General features: G+C 60.9%; 16 protein-coding genes. 4 read left to right on the top strand and 12 right to left on the bottom strand.

Annotated elements, in window-relative coordinates; all coding sequences use genetic code 11:
• Positions 1-53 precede the first annotated feature (53 nt).
• The 3 genes from ACXAF3_RS13005 to ACXAF3_RS12995 form a co-directional block, all read right to left on the bottom strand.
• Complete coding sequence (locus ACXAF3_RS13005; RefSeq protein ID WP_475112739.1) at positions 54-1,706, bottom strand: tetratricopeptide repeat-containing sulfotransferase family protein; 1,653 nt, start codon at positions 1,704-1,706, stop codon at positions 54-56.
• Between the two features lie 276 nt (positions 1,707-1,982).
• Positions 1,983-2,279, bottom strand: a complete 297-nt coding sequence (locus ACXAF3_RS13000) for a hypothetical protein (RefSeq protein WP_475112738.1) — start codon at positions 2,277-2,279, stop codon at positions 1,983-1,985.
• A gap of 127 nt (positions 2,280-2,406) precedes the next feature.
• Positions 2,407-3,387 carry a class I SAM-dependent methyltransferase gene (locus tag ACXAF3_RS12995; protein WP_475112737.1) on the bottom strand — a complete coding sequence of 327 codons (981 nt, stop codon included), beginning with the start codon at positions 3,385-3,387 and terminating at the stop codon, positions 2,407-2,409.
• A 193-nt stretch (positions 3,388-3,580) separates the two neighbouring features.
• On the opposite strand from ACXAF3_RS12995, the gene ACXAF3_RS12990 reads away from it, so the two are divergent.
• Positions 3,581-4,165 carry a MarC family protein gene (locus ACXAF3_RS12990; protein WP_475112736.1) on the top strand — a complete coding sequence of 195 codons (585 nt, stop codon included), beginning with the start codon at positions 3,581-3,583 and terminating at the stop codon, positions 4,163-4,165.
• A 404-nt stretch (positions 4,166-4,569) separates the two neighbouring features.
• Positions 4,570-7,272 carry a TonB-dependent receptor plug domain-containing protein gene (locus tag ACXAF3_RS12985; RefSeq protein ID WP_475112735.1) on the top strand — a complete coding sequence of 901 codons (2,703 nt, stop codon included), beginning with the start codon at positions 4,570-4,572 and terminating at the stop codon, positions 7,270-7,272.
• A 155-nt stretch (positions 7,273-7,427) separates the two neighbouring features.
• Here the strand turns inward: ACXAF3_RS12985 and ACXAF3_RS12980 are convergent, their stop codons facing one another.
• Complete coding sequence (locus ACXAF3_RS12980) at positions 7,428-8,570, bottom strand: tetratricopeptide repeat protein (RefSeq protein ID WP_475112734.1); 1,143 nt, start codon at positions 8,568-8,570, stop codon at positions 7,428-7,430.
• Between the two features lie 295 nt (positions 8,571-8,865).
• On the opposite strand from ACXAF3_RS12980, the gene ACXAF3_RS12975 reads away from it, so the two are divergent.
• Complete coding sequence (locus ACXAF3_RS12975; RefSeq protein WP_475112733.1) at positions 8,866-10,650, top strand: peptide MFS transporter; 1,785 nt, start codon at positions 8,866-8,868, stop codon at positions 10,648-10,650.
• Positions 10,651-10,770: 120 nt separating this feature from the next.
• Here ACXAF3_RS12975 and ACXAF3_RS12970 read toward each other — a convergent pair whose 3' ends face one another.
• The 8 genes from ACXAF3_RS12970 to fabV all read right to left on the bottom strand — a co-directional run bounded on the left by ACXAF3_RS12970 (position 10,771) and on the right by fabV (position 18,524).
• Positions 10,771-11,595 carry a sulfite exporter TauE/SafE family protein gene (locus ACXAF3_RS12970; protein ID WP_475112732.1) on the bottom strand — a complete coding sequence of 275 codons (825 nt, stop codon included), beginning with the start codon at positions 11,593-11,595 and terminating at the stop codon, positions 10,771-10,773.
• Positions 11,596-11,625: 30 nt separating this feature from the next.
• The gene (locus ACXAF3_RS12965; protein WP_475112731.1) at positions 11,626-12,399 is read right to left on the bottom strand and encodes an MBL fold metallo-hydrolase; all 774 of its coding nucleotides are present in this window, start codon (positions 12,397-12,399) and stop codon (positions 11,626-11,628) included.
• A 10-nt stretch (positions 12,400-12,409) separates the two neighbouring features.
• Positions 12,410-13,585, bottom strand: a complete 1,176-nt coding sequence (bamC, locus tag ACXAF3_RS12960) for an outer membrane protein assembly factor BamC (RefSeq protein WP_475112730.1) — start codon at positions 13,583-13,585, stop codon at positions 12,410-12,412.
• Positions 13,586-13,656: 71 nt separating this feature from the next.
• Positions 13,657-14,532 carry a 4-hydroxy-tetrahydrodipicolinate synthase gene (gene dapA, locus ACXAF3_RS12955; RefSeq protein ID WP_475112729.1) on the bottom strand — a complete coding sequence of 292 codons (876 nt, stop codon included), beginning with the start codon at positions 14,530-14,532 and terminating at the stop codon, positions 13,657-13,659.
• 85 nt (positions 14,533-14,617) lie between these two features.
• On the bottom strand, positions 14,618-15,583 hold the full coding sequence (gene lpxL, locus ACXAF3_RS12950) for an LpxL/LpxP family Kdo(2)-lipid IV(A) lauroyl/palmitoleoyl acyltransferase (RefSeq protein ID WP_475112728.1): 966 nt from the start codon (positions 15,581-15,583) through the stop codon (positions 14,618-14,620).
• Between the two features lie 90 nt (positions 15,584-15,673).
• Positions 15,674-15,907, bottom strand: a complete 234-nt coding sequence (locus ACXAF3_RS12945) for a DUF2789 domain-containing protein (protein ID WP_475112727.1) — start codon at positions 15,905-15,907, stop codon at positions 15,674-15,676.
• 91 nt (positions 15,908-15,998) lie between these two features.
• Entirely contained in the window at positions 15,999-17,042 is a 1,044-nt protein-coding gene (locus ACXAF3_RS12940; RefSeq protein ID WP_475112726.1) for an NADP(H)-dependent aldo-keto reductase, read from the bottom strand.
• Between the two features lie 303 nt (positions 17,043-17,345).
• On the bottom strand, positions 17,346-18,524 hold the full coding sequence (gene fabV / locus ACXAF3_RS12935; RefSeq protein WP_475112725.1) for an enoyl-ACP reductase FabV: 1,179 nt from the start codon (positions 18,522-18,524) through the stop codon (positions 17,346-17,348).
• Between the two features lie 313 nt (positions 18,525-18,837).
• On the opposite strand from fabV, the gene ACXAF3_RS12930 reads away from it, so the two are divergent.
• Positions 18,838-19,545 (top strand): DUF2238 domain-containing protein, encoded by a 708-nt coding sequence (locus ACXAF3_RS12930; RefSeq protein ID WP_475112724.1) that lies wholly within the window; start codon positions 18,838-18,840, stop codon positions 19,543-19,545.
• The last annotated feature ends 6 nt before the right edge of the window (positions 19,546-19,551 follow it).

Here is a 19,551-nt window from a genome sequence, read left to right as displayed (position 1 = left end):
GCGGTGGTTTCCCACCGCGCCTTTTTTGCGCCTAAATTTTGAGAGGATAGTGTTTAATCAGGCAAATACTTATCCAAAGTCTTCAAGTGAGATCTATAGTGCTTATACCTGCCTATCGACTTCTGGTGAATTGATTCACGCACTTGCCAGATACTTGCGGTTTTGACGTAGTTCTTGCGCCCACTGAAATCAAGGCAAGCTGCATCCCACGACAGGCCCAGAAAATCCAATAAGCGCCGAACTTCTTTTTCCGGTTTCCCAACCAAATTTTCGTAGTTGACTTCGAAAATACTATCCGGGAACAGCGTCTTCCAGTGCATCATAATTCGCACCTGCTCGGAATAGTAGTGACCGATATTATCCAGACTCACCGAATAGCTCATGCCACCACCCAGCTGCTGAAAATAGACCGATAAACAGTTATCCAGGAGGTTCCGCCTAGTCCAAATTATCCGGGATTTCGGCAGGGCGCTCTTGATCAAACCAATGTGTAGAAAATTGTCTGGCCGCTTATCTGTAACCAATATTGCAGATGGAAATCGTTTATTCAGATAACTTAGATAACCTCTTCCGAGGTCCTCAAAATATTGCGGCTCTTTTTGTGCAATATCCTCCGGATATCCACCTTTCAATGCGTGAACCACACTGGGAAAGAAGTCCAGCTCACCTCCGGCGGTAATTTCTGGGTGACCACTCAGAATTTGCTCCACCAGTGTCGATCCCGAACGAAACATACCGCAGATAAATACCGGCGCATCGGAGAGCTCACTGCGCCTGTCGGAAAACCAATCTTGAGAGAAAAATTCGACTAAGCCGTCAATTAATTTAGTATGGCGCTCGCGGTTATATGGGTTAAACCGCTGCGCACCTAACTTATTGGCAACCTCAAAGTTTGAAAAAGCCTGATCATAACTGCCACAATCATCCAGAAGCTTACCAAGCGCAAAATATAGCTCCTCCAGATCGCCAACCGGCAGGCCTCCTCTAGCGATCAGAGAAAATATTCGCTTTATCCGCGGATCCTTCTCGTCTTCCGCCCTCTGCAAATACGCCAAGCGGCAGAGTGCCAGAGAACACCCATCATCGAGTTCTAAAATTTTCCTATAATAATCAGCTGCAGAATCTCTATCGCCCAACTCCTCGAGCAATCCAGCGAGATTAATCATCGCAGGAAAATATTTTTCATTGACATCAAGTGCTTTTTCGAAGCTTTTTCTGGCTTCTGCCTCTCTGCGCAATTCAGAGTAAATAACCCCCATATTGGTGTAAACCTCTTCCCGATCTGAAATATTTTTCCCCAAGGCTTCACGATACCTCTCCAAGGCATCCTCAAGGTAGCCAGCCCGCCTCAACAAATAGGCGAAATTAAAAATAATATTTGGGCGATCGGGAACGACTTTTAGATACTCACGGTATGCGCAGATAGCTTTTTCTAGGTCGCCAACTGACTGTGCCAACTCAGCCACACGCAGCCAGTATTCTGGCCGCTCGGCAACGATTTTGGCGAGCTGCTCGAGACAGGAAAGCGCTTCAGCCCGCCTGCCCCACTGCATATACAACTGAAACAGCTCCCGCAGCACGCCATCCTGTCCCTCCTCAGCGGATAAGAGATCGCGATAGAGTCGTTCAGCTTCGGAGAAGCGGCTCTTGACAACAAGAGCTCTCGCCTCCCGAAGACGGGTTAGAAACTCAGGGGAGAAGGTCATAGGTCTAAACGATAGAAATACTGACAGTCTTCAGGACAGCCATCTAAATGGCTAGACTCCAGAAATGGGGGGCTCACATCAACAATGCCGCCAATGAACCGCATACATAAACTTCGACCTCAAAAACGGCTCGAAGCAGAGCAATATGTCGCGACACATCATGTGTCATCATATCCAGGATAGCCACTACAAAACAGTGCTAAAAAACCTTGCGGAACACAAAAGAAGTGGCGCTTAGCCTCGATACAAAAAAGCTATAGATGCCACTTCGAATCATTAATCAATGTTCGTTGGCTTACTCCGAGTACCCTTATCAAGCATCTTTTGGGTTTCAACTCGCATATTTTCCCACTCTTCTGCAGTCATACAGGTCTTTTGCTTGAAGCGAGAGCCGGTAATAGCGCGCACCTTGCAAATCTTACGCTCTCCGCCGTCTTGCACCAGGTTGCTGGCAACCTCTCTATTCCGCCCTGCTGATGACGTTTCCGCGACCTGATCACCCCCAGTGCCGGAAGTGCAGCCTGCCAGGAGACCAAAACTGAGCGCAGCAAACAAAAACATATTCGATTTCATATCAATACCCGTAGTTCTTATTGCGACCCTTCATCCTGCCTTAAAGGCAGGAAAGCACATCTTACCGCGCATAGCAGGTGCCATCCAGTGACAAGATCCGAACATCTAACCCGCCGCACGGAGGAACTTATCTACCACCCTTTTTTGCCACCATTGCCCAGGCAAGCGGCAACCGCAAATCTTCGGCTTTAAGCGGCTCAGCGATTTCTACGAAAAAATCTTGACTCCTAGCCAGTTCGACAACACTGTGAAAATCAACCTCATCAATTGATGCATCACACATCGATGCCATTCTTCCAGCATAACTCTCCAACTCACTAATGGTTCTTTGTAACCAGCCGACGACCTCTCTTTTATCATAATTTGGCAAATGGGTATGAATATCATTCACGTCAAGACAAAGTCTGCGGACAATATCGCCAGCCACTCGCTTTCCATGCTGCCGCATAACTTGCTCCATTGCGCGAAACCCGGGAACCAGCTTTTGGGAAGCTCTCTCGTACTCGCCTCTGGGTCCACCTGCGAGCACTTCAAATGCGCACTCAAACATCGCTATTGCATCCTCGACAAAGCCGATCCTCTGCACTTCGCGAATGGCAGCAAGGCTGTTGGCACACTCCTCATAGATAGCACCTGCCTTATAGTGCATCAATAGTGCAACTTGACCTCCAGGTTTAATGGCTTGAAGCAGCGCAGCGATCGCTTCGACGCCCGCGTATTCGATACCAAACTGACTGACACCGATATCGATGCAATTCTCAGTCAACGGCAAGGCTACAGCGTCAGCGACGATGCCACGCACTACCGGTAATCGGTCCACCACACCTTGCACGGCCTCAAAAGAGATATCGATACTTGCCAGCCCAACATTTTGCTCCGGGATAATATCAGCAGCCTGGCTAAGCACCGCTCCGCTGCCACTTGCAATATCCAGGATTTCGAGGTAGGAGTCGTTCGAGGCGACTAATTTGAAATAGTCGTGCCAGAATGCGCACACTGCGGGGTGATCGGTTCCTCCGGATCGGAACGCATCACCGGCTCTAGCACCTTTCCAGTACGCACGCCAGTCTGAACAGGCTTTGGTGTCAGGGTTACGCCTTTTATCCATCACCGCATTATAAAGAGAAATATGCCTTTATTGCGCGAAATGTGGCCAAATTTAGCGCCCATATCCATTCCTTGGCGCACACAAGATGCAACAGGCTTTCCCGCGACACCTTTACGGCTAGAATCTACGGCTAGAATCCGAACATTTACGCAACCACACATCAACAACAACTTCGCCCTATCACGGACACTAAATGGATACACTAACTGCGTTTCTAACCCTCCTCTTCGTCATGGACCCCCTGGGCAACATCCCAGTCTTCCTAGCCGCGCTGAAAAACGTCCCCCAGCGCCGCCAACTCTACGTCATCACACGCGAACTGATCTTCGCCCTGATCGTTCTGCTGGTATTCCTCTATGGCGGGCGCTTCGTGCTCGCGTGGCTGGGGCTTTCCCAGGAGGCGATCCGTATCGCCGGGGCGATCATCCTGTTTCTGATCGCGCTGCGTATGGTTTTTCCGACCGAGGGGGGAATTATGGGGGAGCGCCTGGAGGGGGAACCCTTCTTTGTGCCGCTGGCGGTACCGCTAGTGGCGGGTCCTTCTACCATGGCCATTCTGATGCTGATGACCAACAGCGAAGGTGAGCAGCTACTGGATTGGACCCTGGCGCTGCTTGGCGCCTGGGGTGTTTCGGCTGTGATTCTGCTGGCATCTGCGCCGCTGGCACGGCTGCTCGGAAACCGCGGGTTGATCGCGGTGGAGCGGTTGATGGGGATGGTGCTGGTGATGCTGGCCGTACAACTGTTTCTCGACGGAATGAAACAAAGTCTCGCCTAATATTTATCGCTCACAGCACCCCTTCAGCCCGAAGGGGTGCTGATTGAATTTTAAACACCCCTGTTCTCCCCCCCTCCACCCCGGAAGCCGCCCAAATAGATCATTATTTGATCGAAATTTCGATCGCCTGAGCGCCTTTACATTCGGCAGACTCTTACTCAAATATCAGATCTTTCAGCAAAAAATGTCACAAATTTCTTGAGGAGAGCGGATGTGGATGCTTTTCGATGATCACAAAAAAAACGGATAGATCAAAATACAACCACCCCCAAGGGGCGTAAAAAGATCCCTCAATGTCACGATAGTTCCATAATTGTATTCAATGCATTAAAGTCAGCCCGCGCATTAAATGCTACAAGCTAACAAACGCATTATAAGTACCCTAAGTACAAAAAGGATGCATTATGATCAAGACCAAACTGAGCGTTGCTATTGCGGCTCTTGGCACTATCGCCAGCACCGGCGTATTCGCCCAAGACGCAGTGCCCGGGCCGGAAGTTGAAGAGGTAGTTGTTACCGGTTCCCGCATTGCCCGCGACCCGCTGTCTACTACTGGCCCTATCACCATCGTTGATTCCGAGGCTATCTCGCGCTCCGGCGTCGGCACCATCGACGAGCTGCTGAACCAGCTGCCGTCCATGGGTACCACCGGCATCAACGCCAACGACAACAATGGCGGCGCTGGTCTGTCATTTGTGGACCTGCGCAACCTGGGCTCCGCACGCACCCTGGTGCTGGTAAACGGTCGTCGCTTCGTATCCTCCAGCTCCGGCGTGGGCTCCGCAGTGGATATGAACAATATCCCGGTTGATATGATCGACCGTATCGAAGTGCTGACTGACGGCGCTTCCGCGGTATACGGCTCCGATGCCGTTGCCGGTGTGATCAACATCGTGATGAAGAAGTCTGTAGAAGGCGTACGCGTCAGCGCCCGCGCCGGCTCTACTGAAGATGGCGGCGGCGAGAATGGCGAGTTCTCCATCACCTTCGGCGGCGAAGGTGAGCGCGGCAGCTTTATCGGCAATATCAGCCACGCACAGCGCGACGAAATCACTTACAACGACCGCGAGTGGGCCGGCCTGACCAGCTCCATGGGCCCGAACGGCAATATCTTTACCAACTACGGTAGCTTTACCGTTGGCCAAGACGGCAAGTCCCTGACCTCCGGCTATACGCCGTACGATATCGGCCAGCATATGTGGCTGTCCGGCGCTATGGAGCGCACCGCGCTCACCCTGAACGGCACCTACTCCATCACCGATTCGGTGGAAGCCTATGGTGAAGCCAGCTACACCACCAAGACCACCAACCAGCAGCTGGCCGCACAGCCGATGTACGCCGGCAACGGCCTGGCGCTGACTCCGGATCACATGCCGGCTGAAGTACAGCAGCAGCTGCAGGAAGCCTGGCAGAAAGCCGAAGACGCTTACCAGATCGAACTGGCCGCCTACAACGCCGCCCACGCCGAGTGGGTAGCTCAGGGCAGCCCGGAAGGCCTGGAGCCGAAGAAGCCCAAGGCGACTCACGGCAAAACCTGGGACGACGCGGAAGCCTTTGACGTGCGCCTGCGCCCGGTTGACGGCGGCACCCGCGACTACGAGCAGACCACCGACACCTACCGTATTATCGGCGGTCTGCGCGGCGACCTGGCCAACGGCTGGGGCTGGGATACCTTCCTGAGCTACGGCAAGAACGAAGGCGAGAACAGCATCAGCAACTCCTACAACAAGCGCCTGCTGCAGGAAGTGCTGGACGGCACCTCCCCGATCGCCAACCCGCAGTTCCTGGGCGGCATCGGCGCGGACGTGATCGACTACATCCGCTACGACGACAAGGAAGACAACGAGTACGAACTGGTTAACTTCGGCGCCAGCCTGACCGGCGACATCGAAGCCATCCAGTTCCAGGGCGGTGCCCTCGGCTTCGCGACCGGTATCGAGTACCGTGAGGAGTCCGGCGAGTTCAATCCGAGCCAGGAAACCCAGAGCGGTGACACCTTCGGCAACAAGCAGGATGCCACCGCCGGCGAGTACTCCGTAACCGAGGTATTTGCGGAATTCAACCTGCCGATCCTGGCCGGCGCCAAGTACGCGGAAGAACTGTCTGCGGATATCGCACTGCGCTACTCCGACTTCGACACCTTCGGCGGCCAGAGCACCGGCAAGATCGGCCTGGTCTACGCACCGACCGAAGACCTGCGCTTCCGCACCAGCCTGTCCACCGCCTTCCGCGCACCGGGCATCTACGAGCTGTTCAGCGGTGTCGCACAGAGCTACGAGTACCTGATCGACCCGTGTGACAACGGCACCGTCAACGAGGACGGCGTTGGCGCCCACTGTAAGGCGGAAATCGTCCAGTCCGGCAGCCAGGTTCCGACCAACATCGGCGGCAACCCGGATCTGCAGCCGGAAGAGGCCACCACCTTCACCGCAGGTGTGGTCTGGACTCCGTCCTTCGCCGAAGACCTGTCCATCACCCTGGACTACTTCGACATCCAGGTGGAAGACGCGATCACCTCTCCGGACCTGCAGCGCATCCTGGATGACTGCTACCGCGCCGGTATCGCCTCCGCCTGTGAGCGCGTAGTGCGCAACAACAATGGCGCTGGCCAGATCATCGCCCTGGAAGGTGCACTGATGAACATCGGTGAAATCAACACCAAGGGTGTGGACATCGATGTGGTGCAGAACTTCCACTACGACGCCGGCCAGCTGGCCGTACGCGCCCAGGCTACCCGCCTGCTCGAGTACGAGGAGTTCAACGCCCAGACCGGCCAGACCACCGACAAGCTGGACTACATCGGTACCAACAGCGAAGCCTACGTCAAGTGGCGCGGCCTGGCCAGCGCCACCTGGTACGGCAGCAACTGGGACCTGGGCGCCGAAGTCCAGCACCTGAGCGACGGCCACAGCCCCTACCTGCGTATGCCTTCACACACCTACCTGAACCTGCGTGCGGGCTGGGATGTGAACGACGCGACGCGCCTGACTGCGGGCATCGACAATGTGACCGATCGCGAGCCGGCAACCACCTCTGGTTCCGACTGGAACGGCACTTACGACTTCATGGGCCGTTACGCCTGGGCTGGTGTCAGCTACCAGTTCTAAGTAACGACTTCGGAAGTCAAAAAATAAAGGGGCGCCTCGGCGCCCCTTCTTTGTTTTTGGGTATCGTCTGCGGGCAGACTCCCACATCAGAAATTCATTGTTTGGTATGCCTGCAGGGCTCCCTTATTTTGTAAAGAGGCTACTGCGGGCGATATTTATTGTGACTGGGCCTCGAGCCTTAAATAATTCAGTTTGCGAGTATAGGAGTTCACCGTGGCCGGGTTATTCGCCAGAGAGAAGGCCTCCCTGAAACTCTCCTTGGAATCCTCCACTTCTCCGAGCCGGTAGTTGGTCAACCCCATCAGGAAATGGAAACGGTGGTCGTCCTCGTACTGCCACAGGGCCCGGCGCAACTGCTTTCTGGCCCGTTCGTATTCACCCTGTTCGTAGGCGTTGCGGGCCTGGTAGAAGAGATAGTAGGGGTTGCGCTCGCGGTGGAAGCGCGCGCGCTGGGCGTAGTGCTCGGCCAGTTCCTCGCGGCCGCTGGCGCGGTAGAGGCGCTCGAGATTGCTGATCGCGACCAGGTTGCCGCGATCCAGCTGCAGCGCCTGGCGGTAACTCTGCTCCGCCTCATGGCGGTGGCCGAAGCGGCTGTAGAGGGCACCCAGGTTTGACCACAGGGCGCTCTCCTGCGGGCGCAGCTCCAGCGCCTTGCGCAGGTACAGGAACGCCTGTTCGCGCTGGTCCTGCTGCATCAGCTCCACACCGCGGTTGCTGTAGTACTGCGCAAAGGCGGCGGTATCGGACAGCTTGCGCTGGTCGTAGATCGGATCGTAAGCGGCCAGGTTGAAGTCCACCACGCGACGCCCGCGCGCACTTTCCGAGACCATATTGATATGGCGGTAGACGACGAAGGTCTGCGCCTCGTCGTGGCCCCACACCGGCGGCACATCCACCTGGTTGAAATAGGCGTCGGCCCCCAGCTCGCGCGCCATGGCCACCATCATCAGGGTGAAGGCCATGCAGTTGCCGCGCTGCTCGTGGTAGGTCTCGGCCGCGGTCAGGGTGCTGTGCTCGTCGTAGGTGACCGTGAATTCGCGCCGTTCGAAGGCGCGGATCAGGGCCGCGAGCCTCCGCTGCGGAGACTCATTCGGCGCCACCCTGGCCAGATAGGCGCGCATTTCCGGTGTCAGCGCCAGCAGGTCGTCCTCCGGCAGCATGGCGATATCCACCGGGCGGCCGAGAATCGCGGCTCCGCTCAGGGCCGAACCGGTATCAATGGCGCTGTTTTCACTGGGTGGGCTGGCGGCACAGGCGGCCAGAAACAGTAGTGTGACCAGAAGAAGCGGGGTCTTCATCTTTATATTCCCCTGTTTATCGCTCTCACTACAGCATTTACCACTAATCGCCGCCGCTGGGAATAGCGATACGTTAAATTGCCCGGTTACATCTGCAACCATTCGCCTGCCAAACACACAGCTGTTACACTTCGCGGGTTTGATTTGGAAGCTCTGGCACAGTCTGCAACTCTCTCACAGATGGCGGCCGCAAGGCCTACAGAGGTGCAAACCGCAGACGGGAGCACCGCCATCCCCCGCCGAGACGCCGGCTGACCGAGGTTCCCCAATAACTATTACAGACAGAGGAACTTCTATGTCTTCTAATGTCGCGGACGCCACTACGGCGACCACTACTGCCGGTTCGGGCGAGTTGCTCGGCCACCCCAAAGGGCTCTATATCTGCTTTGCCACAGAGCTCTGGGAGCGCTTCTCCTTCTACGGCATGAAGTATCTGCTCCTGCTCTATCTCACCAAATACCACCTGTTCACCGATAGCGCCGGCTACGACGTGCTCGGCGCCTACGCCGGCCTGGTCTACGCGCTGCCGCTGATCGGCGGCCTGCTGGCGGACCGCTACCTGGGCATGCGCAAGGCGGTGGTCTTCGGCGGCATACTGCTGTGCCTGGGTCACCTGTTAATGGCCTTTGAAGGGCACCAGGCGGTCACCTACGCCGCCGGCACAGTACTGAGCGAAGCCATCACGCTGAACGACGGTACCGTGATCGCCGCCGGCACCACCCTGACCAACGACGTGGTGATTCAGGATGTGGTGGCGCTGAAGGTGTTCTTTATGGCCCTGGCGCTGATCACCGTCGGTGTCGGCTTCCTGAAACCGAATATCTCCACCATCGTCGGCCAGCTCTACGCCAAGAATGACCCGCGCCGCGACGCCGGTTTCACCATCTTCTATATGGGTATCAATATCGGCTCCTTCGTCGCCACCCTGCTGTGCGGCTGGCTGGGCGAGACCTACGGCTGGGGCTACGGCTTCGGTCTGGCCGGTGTCGGTATGCTGCTAGGACTCGTCACCTTCCTGTGGGGTCAGAAGTATCTGGACGGTCTGGCCGAGCCGAGCCGCCCGGAAGTGCTGAAAGAAAAAGCCCTGGGCCCGATCAACAAGGAGTGGGCCGTATACCTGGGCGGTATCGCGTCCCTGGCGCTGGTCTGGTTCCTGGTGCAGAGCGAGCCGGTGGTGCACCTGGCACAGAACAGCCTGCTGATCGTCGCGATCGTCGGACTGATCCTGTACTCGATGCTGCACCAGGACAGCAAGGGCAAGGATATGCTCGCCATCGGTATGGCCGCGGTGACAGCGGCACTGGGTCTGATCTGGGCCTTCACCGATGCGGACGTGTGGCTCGGCGGTATGCTGCTGGGCCTGGTGGCCTTTATCGGCTACGGCTTCGCGCGCCACTACAGCGAGGAGTTCTCCCGCACCGTGGTGCTGATGGTGCTGATCACCTCCACCATCGTCTTCTGGGCGCTGTTCGAGCAGTCCGCCGGATCCATGACCCTGTACGCGGACCGGGTACTGGACCGCTCCATCGGCGACGGCGAGATTCGCGCCTCCATGTTCGGCTCCCTGAACGCCGGCTTTATCATGCTGCTGGCGATTCCGTTTGCGGCCCTGTGGGTATGGCTCGGCAAGCGCGGCTGGGAACCCAGCACGCCGGTCAAGTTCGGCCTCGGCATCATTCAGGCAGGCCTGGGCTTCGGCGCCCTGGTGCTGGGCGCGGCCTTCCCGACCGAAGCGGGCAAGGTGGCGATGATCTGGCTGGTACTGGCCTACCTGCTGCACACCACCGGCGAGCTGTGCCTGTCTCCGGTCGGCCTGTCCGCGGTGACCAAGCTGTCCATCGGCAAGGTGGTCAGCGTCAGCATGGGCACCTGGTTCCTGGCCACCGCCCTGTCCGAGACGGTGGCCACCCGTATCGGCAAGATGGCCGCGGTGCCCCAGGACGGCGCCACCGACCTGGCCTCGACCCTGGCTACCTACACCAGTCTGTACGAGTACCTGATGTGGTGGGGTCTCGGCGTCGGCGCGCTGATGATCGTCATCTCGCCGCTGCTGAAGAAAGGCATGTGCGGAATCCGCTGATCTGGCGGATCTGCCCCGAAACAGAAAGGCCGCTGCTTGCGCAGCGGCCTTTTTCATTTGGGCCATCCACGGCCCCCACCTCGCCGGTGACAAACGGCAATGGCATTTGGGCGAACCCGCTCAGCCGAACAGCAAGCCCGCATTCAACCAGATAAAGCGCAGCCCTATCACACACAGCAGGCCGGCGAAGCAGTTCTTCAGCAGCTGCGGCGACAGCCGGTGGGCCAGGTTGGCGCCGAAGCGGGCGAAGGGGGTGCTGGCCAGCACTATGCCGAAAAACGCGGGCCAGTAGATATAGCCGCTGCTCCAGGCCGGCAGCCGAGTGTCTCCCCAGCCCTGCACGGCGAAACTGATCGCGCCGGCGATGGCGATGGGCAATCCGCAGGCGGCGGAGGTGGCCACGGCGCGCTGCATCTGCACCCGGCAGCGGGACAGGAAGGGCACCGTCAGGGAGCCGCCGCCGATACCGAAGATGGCGGAGGCCCAGCCAATCCCGGCGCCGACAGCCGCCAGCAGCGGCGCAACCGGCAGCCGCTCACCGTTCTGCGGCAACCGCGCGTGGCGGCGGCCGTCCAGCCACATCTTGGCCGCGATCGACAGCGCGAAGACGCCGATCAGCAGCTGCAGCCAGGCGCCCGGCAGTAAGTGGGCGGTCACACCGCCGAGCCAGGAGCCGAGCAGTATGCCCGGCGCCATCGCCAGGAACACGGGCCAGTCCACCGCGCCCTTCAAATGGTGGGTGCGAATGGAGCTGATCGAGGTCACGACGATGGTGGCCAGCGACGTGGCCACGGCCATATGGGTGAGTATCTCCGGCGCTATGCCGAGGGCGGTGAAGACCAGCACCAGCGCCGGCACTATGATCAGGCCGCCGCCGACGCCGAAGAGACCGGCGATGGTGCCGGCGGCGGCGCCGACGGCCAGATAGATCAGCAGAGTCTCCAATTCCCCCTCCCCGGTTCCGCCCCTGCGCTGTCAGCCGCGCTTGTCGATATCGAGCCAGTCGAAGCCCTGCTGCTGGCAGGCAAAGATGCAGTTGGCGACCTTTTCCGCCGCTTCGGCCAGGGCCGCGCGGGCCAGTTCGACGCTGTTGTTCTTCTCGCTGATATGGGCCACGACCAGGTGCTGCAGCTGGTCGCAGCCGACCCGGTGCAGGAAGCCCGCCGCCTGCTGGTTGCTCAGGTGACCGTAGGCGCCGCCGACGCGGCGCTTCAGGGAGGGCGGATAGGGCCCCTGGGCCAGCATCTGCGGGTCGTGGTTGGCCTCCAACACCAGCGCGTCGCAGTCGCCGAAGTGCGTCTCGACGTGGGGGGTGACCGTGCCCAGATCGGTGAGCAGCCCGAGGCTGCGGCCTCTGGCGCGGAACACGAACTGCGCCGCCTCGCGGGCGTCGTGGGGCACCGCCACCGGCGTGATCTGGATATCCGCCACCGCAAACGGCCTGTGCCCCTCGATCAGATGCACCTCGGGCAGGACGCCGATATCCCGCGCGCGCAGCGTACCCGGTGTCAGGTAGACGGGTATGCGGTACTTGCGCGCCAGCGGCGCCACGCCGGACAGGTGGTCGCTGTGCTCGTGGGTAACCAGAATCGCGGACAGGTCCGCAGGAGACAGGTCGAGCCGCGCCATGCGCCGCTCGGTTTCCCTGATGCTGAAGCCGCAGTCCACCAGCAGGCAGTGGTCGCCGCTGGCGACCAGTGTGCCATTGCCTTTGCTGCCGCTCCCCAGAGAGGCGAAGCGAAGGGCCACCGGGCGGCCCTTATATCAGATTCTGGCGAATTGCCTGCAGCAGCTGCGAGGCCTTGGCGCGGGACAGCGGCTGACCGCGGGTATTGCGGATGCGCACCTGGATCTGCTCGTTGGCACCGCGCAGCACCACCAGGTAGCCTGGGTATTCGGCCGCCGGCGCGCCGCCGAGCCCCCGGATATCCTTGAACAGGGCCGGCTCCGCGTCGCTGCTCGGGTCGATATTGGCCAGAACCTGCTGCAGGGTCACCGCTTCGGCGGCCGCAGCCAGCTTGTCTTCACCCTTGCCGCCCCAGGAGAACCAGCCGTCCTCTTCGTCATCGGCGAGCTCGCGCTCCTCGTCGTAGGTGACGTAGAAGATGCCGATATCGGCATCCTCCCGATGCAGGCGGTAGGCGCCGCTGTTGAGGGCGTGGGCGACCGTGGCCCAGGCACGGTCCATGGCCAGGTTCATGGAGATATAGGGTTCGCGCCCGGCGGGCTCCTGCAGCTGCACCTTGACCGAGGTGCCGCCGATGGCCTGGGCCACCAGCGAGGCCGCCGCGCCGCTGGCCTCCGCGGCCAGCGCCGAGGACATCTCGTCGATCATCCAGCCCTCGCGTTCCGGGTTGACGGACTGGGCCGGCCAGTTGACGCTGCCGCCGACCGGGGCATCCGCCGGTACCGACAGGTGGCGCACGTGGATCTCGGTGGTATCCGGCTGCACGCCGGACTCCACCTGCAGGCGGTACTTGTCCTTGGTCTCGGGGCTGCTGTCGAACTTGAGCCAGGTGGTCTCCATAATGCCGGCGCTGGCGTCGGACATCTCCAGTTGCAGCCCGGCGCTGCGCAGGAAGTAGTGCAGCTGCGGCCACACCTCCGCCGGCGGCTGGCTGACCAATACCCAGCGGCGGTTGCCGAGCTTCTGGATCTTGACCCTGTCCAGGCCCACATTGACCGACAGCGCCTGCGGGCGCGGCACCTCGAACTCACCCTCAGTAAAGTCGTTGCTGGCGATCTGCGGGATCTCGTACAGCTCCTCCTGGTGTTTGGCGGTCACGCCTGGGGGCATCTGCAGGGGCGGCAGGCTGTCCGCGCGCTGGTAGTCGTCGCCGCGGTCGCGGAAATAGCCCTCGCTGCCGAACAGGCCACAGCCCGACAGCGCGATACTGGCAATACAGAGGGCGGCTCCTGCGGTCAATCTTGTCATTATTCGTATCCTAAATTCATCTTCTCGCTATGGTGCAAGCCGGCAACGCCGATCGCGGCCGCGGGCCGCTGCTACAGTACGCCCGCGCTGCGCAGCGCCTCGCGCACGGTGGCGTGGTGCTCGGCGGAGAGGCCGGTCAACGGCAGGCGGATACCGCCGTCGATACGCCCCATCTCCCGCAGCGCCCATTTCACCGGTATCGGGTTGGACTCCACAAACAGCACTTGGTGCAATATGCGGATGCGCTGGTCGATGGCGCGGGCGGTTTCGGCGTCGCCGCCGAGCGCCGCCTCGCACATCTGCGCCACGGCCGCCGGGGCCACATTGGCAGTGACACTGATATCGCCGTGGCCGCCCATCAGCATCAGCTCCATCGCGGTGGCGTCGTCACCGGAGTAGACCGCGAAGCCGTCCGGCAGCGTGTCCAGCAGCTCGCGCGCGCGCTCCAGGTCGCCGGTGGCCTCCTTGATACCGACGATATTGCCGATCGCGGCCAGACGCCGCACCGTGTCCGGCAGCATGTCCACGGCGGTGCGCCCGGGCACATTGTAGAGAATCTGCGGTATGGACACGGCCTTGGCGATGGCGCGGTAGTGCTGGAACAGGCCCTCCTGGGTGGGCTTGTTGTAGTAAGGGGTGACCAGCAGGCAGGCGTCGGCGCCGCATTTGGCCGCGTTTTCCGTCAGTTCAATCGCCTCGGAGGTGGAATTGGCACCGGTGCCGGCGATGACCGGAATGCGCCCGGCCACCTGGTCCACGACGCGACGGATCACCTCGATATGCTCGTTGACATCCAGAGTGGCGGATTCACCGGTGGTGCCCACGGCGACCAGGGCGCGGGTGCCCTGCTCTATGTGCCACTCCACCAGGTTGTGCAGGCTGTCCCAGTCCAGGCTGCCGTCTGCATACATTGGGGTAGCCAGCGCCACCATACTGCCGGTAAACATCCTTACTCCTTACTTTTGCACTCGACCCGCAGCCGAAAAAGAAACCGGTATGTTACTGAGGGCGCCGGCTCTATGCCAGCGGCGATTAGCCGGCCACCTTGCGGCGCTTCTTTTTCTTCTTGCGCACACCCTCGTAGACATTCGGCGCCCCTTCCGGCCGGGTCTTGAAACGGCGGTGCACCCACATATATTGGGCCGGGTTCTCGCGCATACGCGCCTCGACAAACCGATTGACCAGCACCGCGTCCTGCAGTTCGTCACCGGAGGGAATCTCCTCGATCGGCGGGTAGACCTTGACGCGATAGCCGGAGCCGTCCTCGAGGCGCGTGACGGTATAGGGAACGACCTGGGCGCGGCCGACGCGGGCGAAGCGCGAGGTGCCGGTCACCGTCGCCGCCGGCACCCCGAACAGCGGCGCGAAGACGCCCTGCTTGATGCCGTAGTCCTGGTCCGGCGCATACCAGACCGCGCGCCCGTTCTTCAGCGCGCGCAACATGCCGCGCACATCCTTGCGCTGGTAGACCTCCGAGTCCTCGCCGTGGCGCTCGCGGCCTTTGCGCTGCATATAGTCGTAGACCGGGTTCTTGTGCGGGCGGTACATGCCGTCGATGCGGTGGCTCATGGCCATAAAGGCGGCGCCTATCTCCAGGGTCGTGAAGTGCATGGCCAGCAGCACCACCCCCTGGCCGCGGGACTGGGGCTCGCGCAGGTGTTCCAGCCCCTCAATCGCAAACCGCTTGCGCAGCCAGCGGCTGGAGCGAAACCAGGCCATGCCGGTCTCCATCAGCGCTATACCGTTGGCGTCGAAGTTGCGCCGCAGCAGTTGCGCGCGCTCGGCGTCGGACAGCTCCGGGAAGCACAGCGCCAGATTGCGCTCGGCGATGGTGCGGCGGCTCGGCGCCAGGCGCAGCATCAGGCGGCCGAGCAGGCGCCCCAGGGCCAGCTGCCAGCGATAGGGCAGCTGTGCGACAAGGAACCAGAGAGCAAACAGCAGCCAGGTGGGCCAGTAGCGCGGGTGCAGCAGCGCCGCGCGGAATCGGGGTTTTTCCATCGGGTATTGCAATCCGCCGCCGGTCGAAAGCGGCGCATTATATAGCGGTTGGTGGCCGCTGGTCAGTGACTGGCGCTCAACAGGCCCCACCTATTGGCGCAACAGCGTATCCAGCTCGTCCACCGCCTCGCACCAATCGGAGTCGTCCTGAATCGCCTCTTCCAGGAAGGCGCGCTGCCCCTGTGACCAGAAGGGCGCCTCGGACAGGTGCTGCTGGCCGCTCAGGTGATGGTGCTCGAGAAATTCCTCTATGGCCGCATCCTCGGAGGGGAGGCCCAGTTGGGCGAAGAGGTCGTTGAGGGTGTGAAATCCGGTGGTTTCCATGGTCGCTCCCGCAGCAGGCCCCGCCGCCAGGCGGCGGGGAAAACCGATGCAGAAAGTATAGATAGCCAGCGCCGGGCGGCCCAGTTGCCCCTCAGGGCGCCGGGTTGGGGTTGGCCGCATGCACCGCCTCTATGGCCTCCAGCAGCTCGTCGTTCAGCTGCAGCTCGGCGCTGGCGATATTGTGCTCGAGCTGCGCCATGCTGGTGGCGCCGATGATGTTCGAGGTCACGAACGGCTGCCGGTTCACGAAGGCCAGCGCCATCTGCGCCGGGTCCAGCCCGTATTCGCGCGCGAGTTTCACATAGGCTTCGGTAGCCTGCAGCGCGCGCGGGCCCGTGTAGCGCTGGAAGCGCTGGTACAGGGTCAGGCGCGCGCCCTCGGGCCTGCGCCCGCCCAGGTATTTGCCGGACAGCACGCCGAAGCCCAGCGGCGAATAGGCCAGCAGGCCGCACTGCTCGCGGATCGCCATCTCCGCGCAGCCGATCTCGAAGCTGCGGTTCAGCAAGCTGTAGGGGTTCTGGATGGAAGCGATACGCGGCCTGTTGCCGTGCGCGGCCAGGCGCAGGTAGCGGTGCATGCCCCAGGGGGTCTCGTTGGAGACGCCGATATGGCGCACCTTGCCGGCCGCGACCAGCTCCGTCAGCGCATCCAGGGTTTCGGCGATCGCGATACCGTCGTCGCCGCCGTGCGTGTAGCCGAGGCGCCCGAAGAAGTTGGTCTGGCGCTCGGGCCAGTGCACCTGGTAGAGATCGATGTAGTCGGTGCGCAGGCGCACCAGGGAGTCGTCGCAGGCCTGCAGTATCTGTTCGCGGGAGAGGCGCGGACCGCCGCGGATGTGGGCCACGCCGGAGTTGGCATCGCCGCGCCCGGTGACCTTGGTGGCCAGCACGACCCTGTCGCGGCTGCCCCGCGCCGCCAGCCAGTTGCCGATAATCTCCTCGGTGCGCCCCTGGGTCTCGGGCCGCGGCGGCACCGGGTACATCTCGGCGCAGTCGATAAAGTTCACCCCCTGCTCCAGCGCGTAGTCCAGCTGCCGGAAGGCCTCAGACTCCGTGTTCTGCTCGCCGTAGGTCATGGTGCCGAGGCAGATCAGGCTGACATTGAGATCGGTGGTGCCGAGCTGGCGGTATTCCATGGAGAGACTCCTGCAGATCAAAGAGCGGGATTATGCAGGCTCGGGGAGAGGAAATGTAGGAGCGGCCGGTGGCCGCGGTCGATCCGGCAGCCCCAGGAGATTGAGCTCGTAAGAGAATATCGGGGCGGCTAGCAGGCTGCTGAAAAAAACCATCCATAGTTTTTTCAGCCCGGGTTTGCGGCGCATGTCCGCAAACCCTCCACGACCAATCAAGCACTTAAGTGCTTGATTTGCGACCCGGCCATCCATGGCCGGGCTATCAGGGCCTTCGCATCGAGTTCAGGTCTTTTCTACAAAGCTGGTTTATTTGAAATCCGCCTCGACCAGCGGGCTGATATCGGCATCGTAGTCGATGCCGTCGATACCGAAACCGAACAGCTTCAGGAAGTCCTCCTGGTAGCCCTTGTAGTCGGTCAGCTGGAACAGGTTTTCCTCGGTCACCTCCGGCCACAGCTTCTCGATCTTGGCCTGGGTCTCCGGGCGCAGCTCCCTGTCGTCCATGCGGAAGCGGTTGGTGTCGTCCAGGCGCGGGCTGTCGGTGTAGAGGCCCTCGGTGTAGAGGCGATACAGCTGCTCGATACAGCCCTCGTGGGTGCCCTCCTCCTTCATCACCTTGTAGACGAGGGAGATATACAGCGGCATCACCGGAATCGCGGAGCTGGACTGGGTCACCAGCGCCTTCAGCACCGCCACATGGGCATCGGCCACACCGCTGTCGGAAATCGCCTTGGCGGCGCGGTCCAGGTCCTCCTTGGCCTTGCCAATGGTGGCGTGGCCGTAGATGGGCCAGGTGAGCTTGTCGCCGATATAGGTGTAGGCGACGGTCTTGCAGTCGTCCGCCAGCACGCCGGCCTTATTGAGGGCGTCCATCCACAGTTCCCAGTCCTCGCCACCCATGACCTTGACGGTCGCGGCTATCTCCTCCTCGCTGGCGGGCTCCACGGTGATATCGGAGATTTCCAGCTTGTCGGTGTTCAGGTTCTTGGCGGTGTAGGACTTGCCGATCGGCTTCAGCACCGAGCTGTACAGCTCGCCGGTCTTCGGGTCCTTGCGCCGCGGCGAGGCCAGGCTGTAGATCACCAGATCCACCTTGCCCATGTCGGCCTTGATCATATCGATGGCCTGGGCCTTGACCTCGTCGGAGAAGGCGTCGCCATTGATACTCTTGGCGTAGAGACCGGCCTCGTGCGCGGCCTCTTCAAAGGCGGCGGCATTGTAGTAGCCGGCGGAGGCGGTGCGCTTCTCGGTCGGCGGCTTCTCGAAGAAGACGCCCAGGGTCTTGGCGCCGCAGCCGAAGGCGGCGGTGATGCGCGAGGCCAGGCCGTAACCGGTGGAGGCGCCGACGACCAGCACATTCTTGGGGCCATTCTCTATGGCCGGCTGGGATTGGATATATTCGATCTGCTCGCGCACATTGGCGGCACAGCCCTGCGGGTGGGCGTTAGTGCAGATAAAACCGCGTACTTTCGGCTGGATAATCATGCCTGTCAGTCTCCCCCTCTCGATTGGGAATCGTGGTTGTTCGGTCACGCTAACGGCGCATTCTAATGGCAGAGCGGCCTCAGTCCCATAGCCGCAGTCACGGTGGCGCGCCCTCCCTGTCCAGAATATCCATGTTCGCGGCCAAAGCGACCGCACCCCGCGGTCGCGCGCGGCGCGCCGTGCCCGTGCAGATCCGGGTCGCGCAAACAGGTGTCGCGAAGGTGACACTGAGCCGGCGCGATGATTTAAACTGCCCCCCGAGAACCCCTCCCCCGGGCGAAGACACCCCGCTGAGTTGTCCCGATCGATCGCGATGCATGTTTTACAGCGCTACGGCTACCAGATTTTTCTGCTCACTGTTTTTTCCCTGACCTGGTGCTGGGCCGCCTGGGAGCCGCTGCACCCGGAGGACTGGCTGCTGGAGAACTACCTGATCTTCATCTCGGTGCCCGTAGTGCTGGTCACCGCGCGTATCTTCCGGCTCTCGAACGTGTCCTATACGCTGATCACGCTGTTTATGTGCCTGCACGTGATCGGCTCCCACTACACCTATGCGGAAGTGCCCTTCGGCGAGACGCTGAGGCAGTGGGTCGGCGCCGAGCGCAATATGTACGACCGCCTGGTGCATCTCTGCTTCGGCCTGCTGCTCGCCTACCCGGTGCGCGAGGTGCTGATACGCCTGGCGGGGCTGCGCGGCTTCTGGGCCTACTTCTTTCCGGTCGATGTCACCTTCGCACTCTCCTCCATCTACGAGATTATCGAGTGGCAGGCGGCGGCCAGGGTGTCGCCGGAACTGGGGCTCGCGTTTCTCGGCAGCCAGGGGGATATTTGGGATGCGCAGAAAGATATGCTGCTGGCGGGTGTCGGCGCGATTATCGCGATGCTGATCGTGCTGCTGCTCAACCTGTGGCTGAACTCCAGGACCTGGAGTGAAATCCGCAACAGCCTGCGCGTGCCCGCAAATGACCGGATCCTGGGCGAGGTTCGGATCCGCGAGCAGCTGCGCCGGAAAGGCGGCTGAGCCGGT

It is taken from the genome of Microbulbifer sp. ABF4_143, assembly GCF_056160225.1.
The sequence above is the reverse complement of the archived record's forward strand: the minus strand, read 5'-3'. Positions and strand labels throughout refer to the sequence as shown.

Excerpts from the sequence above, each read along its gene's own strand:
- ACXAF3_RS12990 (WP_475112736.1), top strand. The coding sequence starts at position 3,581 with ATGGATACACTAACTGCGTTTCTAACCCTCCTCTTCGTCATGGACCCC.
- ACXAF3_RS12980 (WP_475112734.1), bottom strand. The coding sequence starts at position 8,570 with ATGAAGACCCCGCTTCTTCTGGTCACACTACTGTTTCTGGCCGCCTGT.
- bamC (WP_475112730.1), bottom strand. The coding sequence starts at position 13,585 with ATGACAAGATTGACCGCAGGAGCCGCCCTCTGTATTGCCAGTATCGCG.
- ACXAF3_RS12930 (WP_475112724.1), top strand. The coding sequence starts at position 18,838 with ATGCATGTTTTACAGCGCTACGGCTACCAGATTTTTCTGCTCACTGTT.
- ACXAF3_RS12940 (WP_475112726.1), bottom strand. The coding sequence starts at position 17,042 with ATGGAATACCGCCAGCTCGGCACCACCGATCTCAATGTCAGCCTGATC.
- fabV (WP_475112725.1), bottom strand. The coding sequence starts at position 18,524 with ATGATTATCCAGCCGAAAGTACGCGGTTTTATCTGCACTAACGCCCAC.
- dapA (WP_475112729.1), bottom strand. The coding sequence starts at position 14,532 with ATGTTTACCGGCAGTATGGTGGCGCTGGCTACCCCAATGTATGCAGAC.
- ACXAF3_RS12975 (WP_475112733.1), top strand. The coding sequence starts at position 8,866 with ATGTCTTCTAATGTCGCGGACGCCACTACGGCGACCACTACTGCCGGT.
- ACXAF3_RS12985 (WP_475112735.1), top strand. The coding sequence starts at position 4,570 with ATGATCAAGACCAAACTGAGCGTTGCTATTGCGGCTCTTGGCACTATC.
- ACXAF3_RS13005 (WP_475112739.1), bottom strand. The coding sequence starts at position 1,706 with ATGACCTTCTCCCCTGAGTTTCTAACCCGTCTTCGGGAGGCGAGAGCT.
- ACXAF3_RS12995 (WP_475112737.1), bottom strand. The coding sequence starts at position 3,387 with ATGGATAAAAGGCGTAACCCTGACACCAAAGCCTGTTCAGACTGGCGT.
- ACXAF3_RS12945 (WP_475112727.1), bottom strand. The coding sequence starts at position 15,907 with ATGGAAACCACCGGATTTCACACCCTCAACGACCTCTTCGCCCAACTG.
- lpxL (WP_475112728.1), bottom strand. The coding sequence starts at position 15,583 with ATGGAAAAACCCCGATTCCGCGCGGCGCTGCTGCACCCGCGCTACTGG.
- ACXAF3_RS13000 (WP_475112738.1), bottom strand. The coding sequence starts at position 2,279 with ATGAAATCGAATATGTTTTTGTTTGCTGCGCTCAGTTTTGGTCTCCTG.